At 43.3% G+C, this 17311-nt stretch carries 12 protein-coding genes and 1 pseudogene; 3 read left to right on the top strand and 10 right to left on the bottom strand.

Translation table 11 applies throughout. From position 1 onward, the window contains the following. Positions 1-300 precede the first annotated feature (300 nt). Positions 301-3150, bottom strand: a complete 2850-nt coding sequence (locus MHB49_RS16320) for a glycoside hydrolase family 2 TIM barrel-domain containing protein (protein WP_405156893.1) — start codon at positions 3148-3150, stop codon at positions 301-303. A 288-nt stretch (positions 3151-3438) separates the two neighbouring features. Further along, on the bottom strand, positions 3439-5868 hold the full coding sequence (gene helD, locus MHB49_RS16315; protein WP_405156892.1) for an RNA polymerase recycling motor HelD: 2430 nt from the start codon (positions 5866-5868) through the stop codon (positions 3439-3441). A gap of 327 nt (positions 5869-6195) precedes the next feature. Between helD and MHB49_RS16310 the strand changes: the two genes are divergently transcribed. Then, entirely contained in the window at positions 6196-7041 is an 846-nt protein-coding gene (locus MHB49_RS16310) for an effector binding domain-containing protein (RefSeq protein ID WP_405156891.1), read from the top strand. A gap of 67 nt (positions 7042-7108) precedes the next feature. On the opposite strand, the pseudogene MHB49_RS16305 reads toward MHB49_RS16310, so the two are convergent. The 3 genes and pseudogenes from MHB49_RS16305 to MHB49_RS16295 form a co-directional block, all read right to left on the bottom strand. After that, positions 7109-7802 (bottom strand): annotated as a pseudogene (locus MHB49_RS16305) (NADP-dependent oxidoreductase). 67 nt (positions 7803-7869) lie between these two features. Further along, on the bottom strand, positions 7870-9198 hold the full coding sequence (locus MHB49_RS16300; protein ID WP_405156890.1) for a sensor histidine kinase: 1329 nt from the start codon (positions 9196-9198) through the stop codon (positions 7870-7872). A 1-nt stretch (position 9199) separates the two neighbouring features. Beyond that, a complete protein-coding gene (locus tag MHB49_RS16295; RefSeq protein WP_405156889.1) occupies positions 9200-9886 on the bottom strand; it encodes a response regulator transcription factor in 687 nt (228 codons plus the stop codon). 174 nt (positions 9887-10060) lie between these two features. On the opposite strand from MHB49_RS16295, the gene MHB49_RS16290 reads away from it, so the two are divergent. Continuing rightward, positions 10061-11137, top strand: coding sequence for a DJ-1/PfpI family protein (locus MHB49_RS16290; RefSeq protein WP_405156888.1), 1077 nt, complete (start codon positions 10061-10063; stop codon positions 11135-11137). 6 nt (positions 11138-11143) lie between these two features. Next, complete coding sequence (locus MHB49_RS16285; protein ID WP_405156887.1) at positions 11144-11776, top strand: DUF2306 domain-containing protein; 633 nt, start codon at positions 11144-11146, stop codon at positions 11774-11776. A gap of 86 nt (positions 11777-11862) precedes the next feature. Here the strand turns inward: MHB49_RS16285 and MHB49_RS16280 are convergent, their stop codons facing one another. The 5 genes from MHB49_RS16280 to MHB49_RS16260 all read right to left on the bottom strand — a co-directional run bounded on the left by MHB49_RS16280 (position 11863) and on the right by MHB49_RS16260 (position 17160). Next, a complete protein-coding gene (locus MHB49_RS16280) occupies positions 11863-12858 on the bottom strand; it encodes an aldo/keto reductase (RefSeq protein ID WP_405156886.1) in 996 nt (331 codons plus the stop codon). Positions 12859-13097: 239 nt separating this feature from the next. Further along, positions 13098-14006, bottom strand: a complete 909-nt coding sequence (locus MHB49_RS16275; RefSeq protein WP_405156885.1) for a helix-turn-helix domain-containing protein — start codon at positions 14004-14006, stop codon at positions 13098-13100. Then, complete coding sequence (locus MHB49_RS16270) at positions 13997-15019, bottom strand: LacI family DNA-binding transcriptional regulator (protein WP_405156884.1); 1023 nt, start codon at positions 15017-15019, stop codon at positions 13997-13999. The genes MHB49_RS16275 and MHB49_RS16270 overlap by 10 nt, the downstream gene beginning before the upstream one ends. 133 nt (positions 15020-15152) lie before the next feature. After that, positions 15153-16139 (bottom strand): Gfo/Idh/MocA family protein, encoded by a 987-nt coding sequence (locus MHB49_RS16265; protein WP_405156883.1) that lies wholly within the window; start codon positions 16137-16139, stop codon positions 15153-15155. A 1-nt stretch (position 16140) separates the two neighbouring features. Further along, complete coding sequence (locus MHB49_RS16260) at positions 16141-17160, bottom strand: Gfo/Idh/MocA family oxidoreductase (protein WP_405156882.1); 1020 nt, start codon at positions 17158-17160, stop codon at positions 16141-16143. Positions 17161-17311 lie beyond the last annotated feature (151 nt).

The following is a 17311-nucleotide window of genomic DNA, read 5'->3' as shown; positions in this document are numbered from 1 at the left end:
CATTTAGTTTACATAATAATAATTCTGTAATCATTAACATTTTTTAATTCAGGCACCTTGCCTAAGTGAAGTTTTTCAATGGAAGGAGATACCATATGGAACAAACTTGAAATGACACTTTAAACTTAAAACTTAAATACCTGTAAACAAAAAAACTATCGATCTGTAAAAAACAGGTCGATAGCTTGTTATTAGTTTCTAAGAATATAAACTTCTCATTTTATAAAGTAATCTACTCATCGTCCTTTTTCGTTAATGCTTTCTTTAATGTCTCGTTCATAATGTACATCATGCCTATTTCTATTTGTAGCCCAACAACTGTTGAAGCTCTTCCGGTGCGATCTTGGCTTCTGGTTGGAACTCCTCACTTTTAACATATTGTACAAGACTGTATAGTAATTGCCGCCCTTCTGTCTGGCTGATCAATTTATTATAATTTAGCGCCCCTACCAGCAGCTTGCCTTTTCCAACTTGGCATTCAAACAGCAGCCCAAGCTTATGATTCCGTTCAAAATTATCAATGGTTTGAACGAAAGGTCGAACATTCTCTGCCACCTCATCCAGAATAATAGACCGTGAATTCATGACGATATGCCACCATGGATAAGTGGAATACGTCTCACTTGGAAAGTGCTTCAACGCCGGGTGTGAGTTATCAATCAGAAGGCCAAGTGTGCCAACGGGCACTGGCTTGCTCATGCTCTCCGAGATCGACCGGAACATCGGATAACACCAGAAATCAGTACAATACGTACCTTCGACTGAACTGTCGTTACCTTCAAGTGTTGGAAGAAGCAGCACACTCTCACCTTTTCCCAGTAAGTTCATTACTTCATTGGACAATTCCTTATAAATGTGGTTATGTTCCATAACTGTCACATCATGATCAGGGTATACCCAAAGGTCATATTCTTTCCGAATATCGGTATCTGGAATATGCAGGGATAGAGTGACAGACGTCATCTTTTTCACTTCAGGAAGCTTGAACTTGATTTCGCCTATTTCAAACCAGGTCTCGCCAGAGATAAAGGAAATCTCATCTTGCCCTTGTACAAGCAGTTGATCCGAATCACGCATCTCCCACTCCACGGTATGACGCTTCAACGAATCTGTCCGGTAGTACCTTAATTGAATGTCGGCATGGAATTCTTCTCCCGAATTGTAATTGTATTTCTCAAATCGGGCGAGAAGTACCGCATCGGAGCAGAACGTTCTCCATTCCTCGGCAGTAACCAACCCTTTCGAATCCATGAAGGCATCCAAAATGCCCACCAGTGCTGTCCCTTGGCCACTAAAGTCCTGAAGATCAAGCAATTGAAATCCCGCCAGATGCTTGGAGCGAAATGCCGCCTCAAGCTCCTCCTTATAGCAGGCTACGGCAAGCTTGCCAGAGCTTTGGAAAAATGCTTCAGCCAGCTGTCCCATTCCCTTGGACTGCAATCGTTCCCGGAAAACCTCGAAATTTTTAGCCTTCAACGAACCGGTATACTTCTCGATCTCTTCGTAATTGGGGTACATGGCATATTGTCCAATTTCATGGGAAATAACGGGTAAATGCGGAATGAGCTGTTGTTCAGCAGAAGCGGCTTTTACGGTCTTCGCTTCCGTACCATATTGAATCTGAATTTCCGATTCTCCTGCTTGAATCCCCTCTTTTTCTGAAACCATCACATCCGGCAAGATCATGTCGTCGTAGTCCTTCAGGGTTCCAGGCACGTCGGTTTGCACATGACCCAACGGGGCATCACACATAGCATAGGATCCGCGGAAAAGTCTGTCTTTGGAAAAGCGCACACCACAGAAAAAGTCTTCTTCCTCAAGAATGTGCGGAGTGAATTGAAAATTGTTTGACCCCTGGGTGTAGAGACGGCGTGGATCAAATGCTTTATACGCTTTGATAATGGCATTCAATCTTTCTTTACTGCCCCAAAGTTCATTACCGAGTGACATCATCACAAAAGAAGGATGATTTCCATACGCCTTGAGCATGGCAAAGCCTTCACGAATGAGATAGTCCTGTTCAGCCTGATTATGCTGTGGGTCAAGTTCATCCGTAATCGTACCCCAGAATGGCAATTCAGGCTCCATATAGATGCCGAGCATGTCTGCAGCAGTAAACGCTGCTTCAGGCGGGCAACAGGTATGGAAGCGATAATGATTTATACCATATGATTTGGAGATGCTCAGGATTCGCAGCCACTCTTCCACATCGGTTGGTGCGTAACCTGTTTGTGGAAATATTAGACCATCATGCTTTCCGCGAAGAAAAGTCTTTTGGCCATTGATGGTAAAAGCATCACCGTGAGCTTCAAAATCTCGCAGTCCTGTTACGATTTCGGTAGTATCAAGCACATCTCCATGTTCCCCTAACAGAGTAAGGGTCAGCAAATAGAGATGCGGATCCGAATCACTCCAGAGCAATACGTCGTCTCCCATCTTGTAGAGCACATTAACTTCGTTCTGGTTGCATGGATAGGTTTGCTCATTCACCACATGATTTCTGTCTGTTGGAATATATCCATGAGTCTGTTCCAAGAGGGGTTTGTAGGTTTGCGCAGTAACAGCCAATACTGTACCTGGTATCAATTTGGACAACGTACTTGTGATTCTGAATGTTCGTTCTTTAGCATCAGTATAGATCTGTACTTCACCCATGTGCATATCGTGGTAGAAATGAAGCTCCAGTCTTCCGGTAATCCCGTTCCAGTTGGTCTGCGTATCGACGGAGGTAAGATGTCCGCCTTTCGTCGGGTAGTCCGTATTATCGACCCGGATGGTAAGGGTATGTTTTCCCTCCGATAGCCCTTCCGGCAAGCTGTATACATGAGGGGTGTTAAGACTGTCCTGTGCTCCATATTCTTCGCCATCCACCCATAACTTGGTTATGCGCGTTCGTTCCAGATACAAACTGCATCTCACGCCAGCAAGCACAGCTGGTATATCAATTTCCCGTGTCAGCCATACCCACCCTTCAAATGAATATTCATCGGTTAAAGACCCGATATGAACCACGTCACTCTTTTGTCCTTTGCGTGCATGAGAAGTCGTATTCGGCAGTACTATGGTGTCGTCAAATGGACCCTGAACGCCTTGTTTATGTTCATCAAGTTGAAGCTCCCAGCTTCCCTGCAAATTCATTTTGGTTAACATGATCTTAACTCCTCCATTGCTTGCTTCATGTAATCTATTCTTCTGGTTCGTATGACTATTATATAACCGTAGTCCCAGTCCACCCATATAATAATAGTCATGCTGAGTATAACAATAAGGAAATAATCCAAAGGTCGTTGGTAACAAGTCCGTCTCTAAAAATAGTTTGGAATAAAAAAGTCGCCAAAAAGGCGACTTTTGTTTCTTTATTGGATTGACTCAGTGAGATGATGACTAATTCCGCTTTTGTTACTTAAAGCGCTTGGTTCGCTCGCATATGCTGCAAATTCACTCCGATGTATGAGCGTTCCATTCCTCGTACAACTCCCCTGGCAAAGCCTGCACAAAAGGCGACCAATCCCCCGTCGTATACAGATGAAGGCGATGCATAGCCCGCGTACACGCCGTATAAAGAAGCTTGCGTTCATTGTCTCGGCCATAAGCTCCGGACGAGGCATCATATATCAAAACTGCATCGAACTCAACACCCTTGGCGAGATACACAGGAATGACCATCACACCTTTTTCGAAGTTGAACGTCTCCTTCGTAACGAGTTGTAAAGCTTCGCCTCCTTGATTCTGTAATGATTCACAGGCTTTTTGACATTCGGCGGCTGTCTTCGTTATGATCGCGATGGAATCAAAGCCCTCGGCTCTTAACGCAGCGATATCTGCGACCATTTGTGCATCCAGCTTTTCTCTATCATTGCTTTTCTTCAACTGAGGCTTTAGACCTTTTCTTTCAAATGGTACAATTTCATCTCCTTCTGGAAGCATCGCTCTTGTAAATTCAACGATCTCCTTCGTAGAGCGATAACTGCGTACTAGGGAGAAAAGGCTTGTTTCGGCTTCACCGTAAAGACGGACCAGTGGTGAATCAGCTGCGGTCAAATGGGTAGACTGCGTGAAGATCGCTTGCCCAAAATCGCCGAGCACGGTCATACGGGCACGAGGAAACAGTTTTTTGAGATATTCATATTGAAATGTTGAATAATCCTGACCCTCATCAACGAAGACATACTTGATTTCTGTGTTCGTCCGAACACCTTCAATCAGTTCTTTTACATACAAATAGGGAGTTGCATCCTCGTGGAACAACTCGTTCCGCAGCAGGCTTTCTCTGGTTTGACTGCATATCTCAGACCATAGTGGCGGAATATCCGCAGCTTTCGTTTTCTCTCGATAAGCGGCTTCATCAACAAATAATTCACCATATATACCTTTGATATCAACAAACGAGAATTTCTTAATACCTTTTCGCAGTGGGATAAAACGTTCCTTCACGATCTTACGGCTGAGCAATTCCTCCTCCTTTTGGGCAAAGTCAAAGTCACCTTCATCTTCCCGACGCTTGTTGCTTATTTTCTCACGAATTTGGGCGTATTGTTCCGCGATATCAAATACTTCCTTGTCTTTATGAAGCACCTCGAAGATATCCGCATACTGATCGTTGTCGAGATAATTCAATTCTTCCTGTACCCACGGTTCTTCACGTTCCAGGCGTTCAAGGGAAGCCAGTTCTTTCAGCAGCCATTCCTGCAAGAGTACAACGCGATTTAACAAGGGCAAGGAACGATCATAACCGTAAAATTTGGCTCTCATCTGCTCCTCAGTAATCAAATCACGGTTCCGAAACCGAATGGTGTTGAACTGCATGCCTTCCTGTCCCAACCAATTTCCATAATTCTGCAAGGCTTGCAGAAAAGCATCGGAAGCTTTATATTCGATCCCCTGAAGCCGAGCCTCGTAGCCTGGAGCTTCATGCGCGGTCAGTACATATTCAATCTGATCAAAGATATCCTCCGGACGCAGCGAAGATCCAAGCCAATAGTCGAGAAATTGTTGAAAAGTGGTCTGCTGCATATTATCTTCACCAAGCTCCGGAAGAACAGTGGAAATATAACTGCCAAACATTGGATTGGGTGAGAAAAGTACGATTTGATCAGCGCTGATCGCCTGGCGATGTTTGTACAATAAGTACGCCACCCGCTGCAAGGCTGCGGAAGTTTTACCACTACCGGCTGCTCCCTGTACGATAAGCATTCGACTTGCATCATTACGAATGATGGCGTTTTGTTCCTTCTGAATAGTTGCCACGATACTTTTCATTTGTGAATCTGCACCTTTGCCGAGCACTTGCTGCAACAATTGGTCTCCGATCGTTTCGTTTGCATCAAACATGTTGCGGATTTGTCCGTTATGAATCTGAAATTGCCGTTTGAGCTCCATTGTGCCATCAATTTGTCCGATTGGCGTCACATAGGATGCTGCTCCGGGAGAAGAGTCGTAGTACATGCTCGCGATCGGTGTACGCCAATCATAGATTAGGAAGTTCAATCCGTCTTCGTCAACAAAAGAGGATACCCCGATATAGATCTGTTCGCTGAATTCAAGACCTTTCTCATGGAAGTCGATGCGTCCAAAATAAGGGGATGGGCGCAAACGGTTCATGTTATTCCATTGCTGCGTCAACCGCATGTGACCGCGTTCCCGCTCGGCCAATACTGCAGACTGCTGGTTTATGGTGTAGAAGGTCTCTTCGAAATCTTCATGGGTGCTTGTGTTGATCGTAACCTCTTCCCAAAAGCGCTTGCGAATTTCCGTAGCCTGGTCACGCATTCCCGCAACCTCTGGCTCCAATTCTGCAATTCTGACCTGCAGTTTGTTTCTTACAGACTCCAGCCGCTCCTGTTCCATACGCCAATCCTTCGTTTGCATCTCTCCAAACCACTCCTCTTCCAATTTTTGGGGCGAAAAAGAGCATTGACAAATCAAAATTCCAGATGTAAAATTAAAGTAGGGATAAAAATAAATACATACTTTGATTTTGTTTGTCAATAGCGCTAACGATTATATCATAGCGTTATTTTTCGTTCAATTCTTTTTTTCAAAAGATGGCCTTTGAATTTATCAGGGGTCATCTTTTTTACGTAGTGTATTGGGTTTCCCTCTCCCTCTTTCCCTAACCGGACAAATGATAGCACATAATGACAGGTTCTTGAATCAGTCTTCATCTATTATAGGAATCAAGGAGTGGTTAACCGTATGAACTGGATTGAATCATTACAGGTAGCTATTGCATATATGGAAGAACATTTACTCGAAAATATGACTATGGAGCAAATTGCAGCTCAAGCTCATATTTCCCCCTTTCATTTCCAACGTACGTTTGCCTTATTAACTGATGTTACGGTAGCCGAATATATCAGACGAAGACGGTTAACCTTGGCAGCCAATGAACTGATACAGAGTGATCATAAAATCATTGATCTGGCGCTCAAGTATGGTTATGACACTCCTGAATCTTTCTCCAAAGCTTTTCGTAGGCAGCACGGAATTGCCCCCAGTGAAGTGCGAAAGAACAGTACTTCTGTCAAATCGTATAATCGTTTGGTTATTCAATTAAGTCTAAAAGGAGCAGAGCCGATGAATCACAGAATTGTTGAACAAGCTGCGTTTACCTTAGTTGGAATAAAGCAGGCTTTCTCTTATATCGATGGGGAAAACTTACGAGGCATAGCCAAGATGTGGCAGGATGCGTATACAAGTGGTACAGAAGATCGTTTATTTGAATTGAATAATGGTGTAATTCAAGGATTGCTAGGCGTCTGTGTGGATCAGAACGAAATCCAGGAGAAGCAGATGGAATACTGGATTGCTACGGCTTATGATGGTGAATTGCCTGAAGGATTATCATCATTCACAATTCCGGCTTCCAAATGGAGTATTTTTGAAGTCGAAGGTCCGATGCCGGAAAGTATGCAGCGCTTATGGAAGCGGATTATTTCCGAATGGTTCCCTTCCAATCCTTACGAGCATGCAGGTATACCTGAGCTTGAAGTATATCCAGGACCTCACCAGCCACCTCAAATCTGGATACCGATCAAATAAAGAGAATTATAGTATACCGTTCTTGTCCTCAATTCGGACAAGAACGGTATTCATCTCCATTGAACTCTTACTTCATTTTAACGATAACCTTCCCTTTTGGCACTTCCCCCTTCAAGATATTGAAACGCTTGCCCGACGTCCTTGAAATCATATATCTTATCATTAACCGGTTTAATGAGACCTTCCTCCAAGTAATCCTTTATTCGCTCTAATTGCCTCCCGCTTGGTTTCATAAAGAGAAAATGATATCTTGCTTGGTTTTTCTCCTCAAGAGTTGTAATCTTATGGCTCACAATCGACAGCAGTGTTGTCTTTAACCAGCCCAAGTTGGCTTCTCGCCCGAATCTCGCGTTCGGCAAGCCGGAAATAGATACTATTTTTCCATAGGGCTTAAGTATTTGAAAGGATTTTTCCAATACCTCGCCTCCTATTGTGTCATACACCGCATCATATCCCGACAGCATTTCTTCAAAATTTTCTTTACGATAATTAATTCAGCGAGATGTCTCTTCATGGACAGCAATGTATTCAGCCAAAGTCCCAATTCGGTCTTTGCGGGGTCTGCCATATACCTCATCTCCAGGTTTATAAGCGTTCACCTGTTTACCAACCTTGCCCTCTTTTATTTTATAATCAATCGGATTCAAGCTTGCTGCATGGATTTCTACCAATACATCATGATCTCCGATTGGAGGAGTAGGCATTTTTTTCTGTATCAAGGGAACATTCTTCCCGTATTTCTCAATTACCATGGCTTGCATTTAAACCACTCCAATGCGTTTAAGAGTTTAAACGTATTAACATAGTACATCTAACTCATTAAACAAATCATGCATTATATCGAGGTAACCATCCCGTCAGAACTGCCCCACCGTCAGGGTGGTTGCTTACCATAAGCTCGCCTCCATGCTGCTTCATAATTCGTTGCGAGATCGTTAGTCCTAATCCACTGCCCCCGGTTGCACGACTTCGTGACGCTTCCCCACGATACAGGGGCTCAAAAACGCGCTCTAGTTCTTCAGAAGAGAAGCCAGGTCCGGTGTCGCGTATCATCATTTTAATTTTGTTGTCATCTTTACAACATTGGACCGTTATTTTTCCACCTGAAGGTGTGTATCTAACAGCATTTTCCAACACATTGTTCATCGCACGCTCCAGTACATGTGAATCTCCGTTAATGAAACAACCTTCTGTTAATTGCTTTAAGATAGAAATATGTTTTTGATCAGCTAGCGGACTCAAACTGTCAATCGACTTTCGAAGGATCTGCGTTAAATCTATCGTTTGCGTGTTAAGTTCACTTTCCAAGTACTCCATTTTTGTATAAGTGAAAAGGTCTTCAACCAATCGATCCAATTGAGCGGATTTCTCTTTGCATACGGCGATATAGCGGGTGACCTTCTCCGGTGACTGAGCTATACCTTGTTCCAATCCATCCAAATATCCTCGCAATGCAAACAACGGTGTGCGTAAATCATGTGCAACGGCAGCAATGACAAATCTGCGTTCTTCCTCGAGCTCCGCTTGTTTCCGGTGGGATTGCTCGAGTCCTTTTACCATAACCTCAAATCCGTCCCGGACTTCGGCAATTTCCGTGATTCTGGAGTTGGGTAACTGAACTTCCCAATGCCCTGCTGCAATTTGTCTGGCCGCCTTGCTCATCTTCTCAAGCGGTTTAAGGAGGAATCGTCTCATTTCAACTCCAACCACAAAGAAAGCAAGCAGCAGCCCGATAAATGCTGCAAGCATTGGAACTCCGTTGGATTGGGGAAGATAAAGAACTACCCTTCCCAGTAATTGTCCATCTTTTATGACAGAAAACTGTTCAGTCGACGATAATCTACTATGGTGCTTTTGGGCGGAACGATATATTTCCGAATTGGACGCAGATTCAATCACCACATCCATCTTTGCTTTGCTCAACTTGGTATGAAGGTCGTTTTGCCAACCGGTATCCGTCCATTTATCCGTGCCAGCTTCAATCGTGTGAATCATCTCGCTCAGATGTCTTTGCAGCGTTTTATTTTGCTGTTGGCTAGTAGAGATGCTAAACGACTGAGTGTCCATAAAGTGAGCCGTGACAAAAAAGATCCAAGGCATCGTAAGCAAGAAGAATAGGCAAAGCATAGTAAATGTACGAATGCGAAGTTTTCTCATGTTACACTCCCTCAAAGCGGTATCCTACTCCCCACACGTTGATGAGGAATTGTGGATGGTTTGGATCGGATTCAATTTTTTCACGAAGCCGGCTCAGATGAACCCGAATGGTATGCCTGTCGCCTACACCCTCCCAAAACTTTGCAAGTAACTGTTCGTACGAGAAAACATGTCTTGGGTGTTCAGCAAATAATCGCAGTAACTCATATTCTTTAGGCGTAAGCTCGACTTTTCCCCCTTCGACCAGGACTTCTCTTGCGGACAGATTTAACTGAATTCGGCCGTAATCCAACACCTTCCCCTCCATGGTTTGCCTTGAACTGGTGCGCCTCAAAACAGCTTTCACTCTAGCAACAATTTCTCCAGGCGAAGCCGTTTTGACGATATAATCATCGCCGCCGAGCGTCAGGCCACGGATCTTGTCCACATCATCACTGCGTGCACTCAAGAAAAGGATTGGAACATTGCTTTCCCCTCGAATTCGACGGCATAACTCAAATCCGTTTTGTCCCGGCATCATGATGTCCAGAACAATGCAATCTATAGAATGTTGTTGAATTATGGTCCACGCTTGCTCCGTATCACAAGCAGTCTTTACGTGAAAATGGTCGTTCTCTAGAAAGTCTCTTAATAGTTCGACGATACTCCGGTCATCATCTACAACAAGTATTGTCTGATTTGTACTCATGTTTATCTCACCTCTGCCATTCAGTTTATCATGTTTTCTTCGATTACCAAGACGAGGTTAGATTTTGTGATGATTTGTTTATCATTTTGTGACCTTTCTACGACTTCCTTTGAGATATTCATTTGTTATGATTCTAGGTGCCGGCACACCGTTAAAGATGAGGGGGATTTTTTGATGTTAACTGTTCAAATCGTGTTGTATGATGGCTTTGATCTATTGGATGCTATTGCACCTTACGAAGTATTTTGTGCCGCTTCCATGCATACCAACAACGCAATAAGGGTAGAACTGGTCACGGCAGAAGGGCCAAGATCTGTGACTAGCGGGATGAACGGATTGACCATTGAGGCGAACGACACACTGGACCTGGAACGTCAGGGTATCATACTTGTGCCAGGCGCAGCCGGTGATGTTGAAGGGGATGGTCCAGACTCGATTCCAGTTATACTGGGCAAAGCCATGAATACGGAATTAACCACAAAGATCAAAGCAGCTCTCGAACACAAAGACATCGTAGTCGCTACGGTCTGCGGTGGTTCACTATTATTAGCCATGGGAGGGCTTCTCGAAGGCAGACCTGCAGTAACACACCGTTTGGGCATGGACTTACTTGGTGCAACTGGGGCAATTCCTATCCCCGCACGTGTAGTAGATGATGGCAACCTCGTTACCGGCGGTGGTGTAACCTCCGGCCTCGATGTTGCGCTATATCTGGTCGAACGTGAACTGGGACCGCGTATCGCACACGAGATAGAACAGTTATTCGAATATGAGCGAAGAGGAACCGTTTGGAGAGAGAAAGGAGTGAGACCCAGCATTCACAAGTCGTTAACAGACAATGAACCAAGTGTTGTAATGAATCAAACGGCAGTAGTCTCTGACATATTGCATAATGAGAAAATACAGACATCCGTCTTCGACGGAAATTGGCATACTACAATCGTTACACCTGTCGGTAAACTGGAAGTCACGCTTTACATAACGACAAGTTCCGATGTGATCCAGGGGACAGCAACACAAGGTGGTGAAACCATTCAATTTTTGAATCCTGCAATCTGCAACAACAAGTTGACCTGGTCCCTGCCGATTACCAAACCCATGCGTTTGAATCTAAAATTCGAAGTTACCGTAGAAGGAGATCAGATGAACGGTATTGCAAAGGCTGGCCTGCTTCCTGCTTCCAAATTAACAGGAAGACGAGTAAATAGTCCAGTTCACCAGGTACAAAAAAAGGAGTCTCGGGAGTTGTAAATGGATATGAAGAAACGAGGAACACTATACGGCTGGCTGGCCTGCGTCAGCATATTATTTATTGTGTATGCTTTGGTGAAGAACTATTGGTTAGATCCACAAGCCTCCGAATTTTTAAGTCATAAGACGGGTTTAAAACGTGAACTTCAGCTTCCAATCTGGTTAAATGTCATGTACGTTCATGTAGCATTTGCATGTTTGGCCATGGCGTCTGGATTAGTTAATTTCTCTAATCGGATTTTTGAAAAGAGCCGCAGGTTCCACCGCATAAATGGTTATGTATACATTGTGTCCGTAGTGCTTGTTGTACTGACATCCGGTTATATGGCCCCTTACGCCACTGGCGGGAAAATAAGCAGCATGGGCTTCAATGCACTTAATATCATCTGGCTATTCATTACGATTACAGCTCTCATTCAGATTAAACGGAAAAGAATGATTCAACACCGGAATTGGATGATTCGAAGTTATGCCTTCTGTTTCACGAACATGTTAATTCACCTCATCACTTCCCTTTTCTATCAGGGATTCGGATTCATTTATGCTACAAGCTACACTATAGGTATATATGGATCTATTGCGTTACTGCTAACTATTCCAGAAATTATCATCAGAGTGAAAGCAAAAAAATTCGTATAAGCTTGAAAAACAAACTCTGGATGCTTTGAATTAAGAACAGCCGCCGAATAACTTTCGGAGGCTGTTAACTCATCCTTCGTATGTTGCTATGACTTAAATCCAACATTAAGCCCATATACCGGATGAGGAACATACGGCTCTTCCAGGCATGTAATTTCTTCTGGTGTTAACGTAATCGTAAGAGCTTCAACTGCATTTTCGAGATGAGATATCTTTGTAGCGCCAATAATTGGAGCTGTAACCGGATCCTTGTGCAGCAGCCAAGCCAGAGCGATTTGGACACGGGGAACACCGCGTTTTTCTGCGATATCTGCGACCCGCTCTACTACCAATCGATCGGTGCTGGCTGTCGCATCATATTTTGCCTTTTGAACCTGATCCGTTTCGGAACGTTGTGTTGTTTCCTGCCAATCTCTGGTCAATCGTCCAGAAGCAAGCGGACTATATGGGATTACACCGATTTTCTCTTCCTGACAAAGAGGCATCATTTCTCTTTCCTCTTCACGGTAGATCAGGTTATAGTGGTTCTGCATCGATACAAAGCGTGTCCATCCATTTCTCTCAGCGACATATAGAGCCTTTTGGAATTGCCATGCTGACATCGCAGAAGCGCCAATATATCTTGCCTTCCCTGACTTCACCACATCATGTAATGCTTCCATGGTCTCTTCAATAGGGGTATGGTTGTCCCAGCGGTGAATTTGATACAGATCCACATAATCAGTTCCCAGTCTTTTGAGGCTCTTGTCGATCTCACTCATGATTGCCTTTCGAGAGAGTCCGGCGCCATTCGGACCATCATGCATGCGAGAAAACACTTTTGTCGCAAGGACAATTTCATCTCGATTTGCGTAGTCCTTGAGCGCCCGCCCCAGAATCTCCTCACTTGTTCCCCCTGCATAAACATTTGCTGTATCAAAGAAATTAATCCCTAACTGCACAGCTTTTTGAATGACAGGACGACTATTCTCTTCATCCAATACCCATTGATGAAACCCACGCCCTGGTTCTCCAAACCCCATGCAGCCAAGACACAATCGAGATACATCCATGCCCGTATTTCCCAATTTCACATATTCCATTATTTAATCCTCTCCTCAGTTCTTTTGGATGTCCACAACGTCGTACCCATGAGTCAAGAGTAACAAGAAAACAGATGCGTTTCTTTGCTATAAAGTTCATTTGATTTGTTTATTTAGCCCATTTGTCTTTAAAGATAAACAAAAAAAGCGTTTCACGACATTTTATCGCGAAGCGCTTTGACAGAAGCGGTACATAACTATAATTATCTTTTCAAGAGACTGAAGAGGTTCAGATGAGCTTACTTGATCTTTTCCTCACTCTGTTTACTTTGCAGTCTAAACTCCGATGGAGGAAGGCCAACCTGGAGTTTGAATACTTTGGAAAAATGAGCAACGTTCTCGAAGCCTGTTGAGAAACAGACATCCGTGACAGATAGAGACGTCTCTGCCAACAGTTTTTTGGCTTTATCCAGCCTTTGATTACGAATCCACTTCAGGGGCGAAGTGTGATATACGGTCTGAAAATCCCTTTTGAAGCTGGACAGACTCCTGCCGGATAAATAGGCAAGATCACTGATGGAGATGGGGTTCGTGATGTTCTCCTCCATCAATTTTTCGAGGTTACTGTTTCTCTCAGTATTTGGTTGCAGGAGTTGATACAGGAAATGATCATTGGTGTGCGCCAGATGAAACAAAAGTTCCATGAACTTGAGCCGGATCAATCCGTCTTTTACTTCGTCTGGATTCTCGAAATAAGGTTTCAATGACGCTATATATGAGCGGGTGAGTTCATTGACCTGCATAATGGACACCGGAGTAATTCCATTCACAGTATAGCCCGGTTTGAAACCCGAAAACTGAACAAACTCCTCAAGCATCTTTTCATTGAGGAAAAACATCATATAGTCCAGCATGAATTCAGAGCCCGGTTCACCAGACTTTATGTAATCAATGCGAATCGATTTGTGTAGAAACACCATTTCATTGCTGCGCACGGTGTACTCCTGATTCTTGAATTGAACCGTATACACGCCTGATTTAACGAATAGCAACATGTGGTCTTTCAGAAAATAGGAACCTGTTGTTCCCTGTGTATGCAGACAGAACTTGATGACTGACAAACCATTCTGCTTTAAGCTGCCTTGCTTGTCTGGTGCACGTTCCAACTCTTGTGGTGCTTTGATTATTTTTCCGCTTCTCATGGACATGAGCAGTCCGCCTTTTTATCATCTAATAATAAATGCGTTACAGAGTCACGCTCGACACACTGAATGTTGATCCTATATATCGATTCTACAGCCTCTCCTTTTAACATTTGAATTAGAACATGCCCCGCAAGAGAACCGGCATCTGTTTTGGGTTGTCGAAAAGTGGTAAGAGGTGGATTTAAGTATTCGGATATATGAATGTTGTCAAATCCGATAACAGATAGATCTTCAGGTATGGAGACCTGGTGTTCTTTAAATGCCTCCAATCCTCCAATAGCCATTTCGTCATTCGCAAAAAAGACTGCCGTTGGAAGCTCTCCTTCCATTAGCAACTTTGCTGCATTGTAACCACCTGTTTTCAGAAATTGTCCGCCCAGTCTCCAATCTTCATTCTCTTCCACTCCGGCTTCATGCATAGCTCTCAGATAACCCTGATATCGCATCTGATTACAATCCGAACTTAAAGGTCCGCTGATATAGGCTATTTCACGATGGCCTTTATCCAGAAGGAAACGAGTCGCCAAATAACCACCCTGCTCATCATCCATCAGAACATTTACTATATGCTTATTATGGAGTTCCCGATCCATCACAACAATGGGGAATCCTGTTTCAGCAGCCTGTAACAACAATTCATCTTCAATATTTTCAGCGATTACAATTACACCGTCCAGCCTTCTTTCTCTGATGTAGCGTGCGGCTGTCGATCGTTCACCACCTAAAGAACTGCATACAATCAGGTCGTATCCCTGACTTATGGCGCTTGATTCAATTCCACTCACCAATTCGGAAAAATAGGGGACGGACATATCATGAACAATAACACCGATCGTTTGTGTGTGTTTTCGCTTTAATTCAGATGCGGCTCCATGCTTGATATAATTAAGCTCACTTGCAGCTGCAAGTACTTTCTGCCTGGTGTGCTCACTTACATGTTTTTTGCCGTTGAGCACATAGGATACGGTTGAACTCGCGACGCCCGCCAACTTTGCTACATCTTTAATCGTTATCATGCAATACTCCCCAAGAAGACTGTTATCGGTTCAATGACAATATAACTTATATATCATTCACAGCATTTTAACATGTCATCCTGGGAAATGCACCAAAAGTTACAATACAATCATTCTGAAATTTCAGAATATATTATCGATCAGGTCCAAATACAAGATTGGCAGATTGTTTGGCTTGTTCAATAACCTCCATCACCTTCTCGCTATGCTCAAGCATAGCTGTGACTTTCTCCAAATCTTGTTCACGAATCATACGCTCGAATTCAACAAACTCGTCATACATGCGATGAGGATGATCCCTAACATCTACCCGAATCGGCGTTTCCTTATGAAGCGCAAGATCAAAGGATTCACATTTGTTGGCCGAGCTCGTCATATGGATATACCCTCTATTGCCCTGGATGTTCGTTGCATTGGGAGCTGTGCTGTCTTTGGAACCAATGCAAACACACTTGAACTCACCGTAGTCCAAAAGCAACATACCTGAAGTGTCAATCCCCCGTTCCATATTAGCCCAATACTCCACCTTCTTCGGGCTCCCGAAAAGCCCTACAACTAGATGAATATTATACAAATTAATATCCATCAAGGCTCCACCAGACATTTCTGGATTAAATGCTGGCAGCACTTCTCCAGCCTGAAAAGCTGCATAGCGGGATGAATATTGGGAATAGTTACACTCTACGATTTTGATGTCACCCAGTTTGGGCAGATACTCCCTCATGGACAAATAGTTCTTCAAATATTGGTTTGTGATGGCTTCGACCAATACTAACTGTTTTTGTTGTGCAATCTCTTTAAGTTCAAGAAATTGTTGCAGGTTGGAAGTAAACGGTTTCTCACAGATAACATGTTTGCCGCCCAATAACGCTTCTTTGGCATATGCATAATGAAGATGATTTGGAAGTCCGATATAGATCGTATCCACTTCATCATATGCAATCATATCGCTGTACTCCGAATATATTTGTGAAATACCATACTGTTCTTGCAGAGACAACAATTTATCCTGATGACCAGGTCTGGAACAGATGGCCTCCAACGTAATTACAGGGATTTCATGAATAAAGCTTAATAAATCCCTTACAATCATTCCGGCTCCGACAATTCCCAATTTCATGTCAGTTACACTCCTCCATACCTTTTTCCAATATTCCCATAACGGCTATCGTTTCTTTATCTTGAATCACTTTTTCTCTGCCATGCATAATTGCTTCATAGATATCGTCGTACACTCTTGCATAATCACCTTGTTCAGAGACCACTTTTTCTTCATGATAAACACCTTCGTCATCCAGATACGTCAGTATGCCATAATGCTGAGATAAATCCTTACCAAAATCGGGATGTCCTTTGGGAAGGTAAAATAACTTCAGGTGTTCTTCTTGGCGATCCTCTGTTTGTTTTACGAATACTCCCTTTTTGCCATAAACCACAAAACTCGGGCGGGGCTTTAAACGGAAAAAGCTCGATTTTACCGATACTTTGAGAGACGCGTAATAAAAGTCCAGATCGAAATAATCATTCATTCTGCCAGGTCCCAGCAATTGACGAACATCGTAATGTATCTTGTCCGGTTGCCCAAAATAGGATAATACCTGGTCAATGGTGTGAACACCGTGCCCGTATAAATAACTTTTGTATTTGGAAAAATGGGGGGTAGCATTCGGGATCTCCGGTCGATAATAATCGTAATGCATCTCCACTTCCAGCAGATCGCCCAGCTTTCCTGATTCAATTACTTTCTTGGTCGTCAGAAAATCTGAATCATAACGTCGGTTCTGATAACATTGAATCAATAGATTTTTTTCTTTTGCGTACTGGAAAATGGATTCGGCTTGTTCTTTGGTCAGCATGAAAGGTTTCTCAACAAGGACATGTTTTCCGTGATCAAGCGCCATCTTTGCATACTCATAATGGGATTCGGTATGTGTACAGACCACGACCAACTGAATGTCATCGTCATTCATTAAAGCTGCAAGATTATCTGTATACAGAACGTTAGGAGCTTTCTCCCACTCTGTTTTCTCTGGACTACGGGCATATATCATTTTTACTTTCAAATGATCCCGATTCAATGAAAAAGGAAGATGATAACGATTTGTACTTTTGCCATTGCCAATATAACCGATAGTCAACATATGAATTCCCCCTTAGGCTCTTTTCATTTATTATAGGAGAAGAAAATCCGCTGGAGGAGCTTTGAAGAGATTACGGTACATTTGACCAATGTTTTGTAATTCAGATGCCCTCTTTTTAAACAAAATGTTCACTAAACGCTCTACATCAACG

This window comes from Paenibacillus sp. FSL K6-0108 (genome assembly GCF_045040695.1).
In the GTDB taxonomy this organism is placed as follows: Bacteria; Bacillota; Bacilli; order Paenibacillales; family Paenibacillaceae; genus Paenibacillus; species Paenibacillus pabuli_B.
Note: the sequence above shows the minus strand (reverse complement) of the source record. Positions and strands in the feature narration are given on the sequence as shown.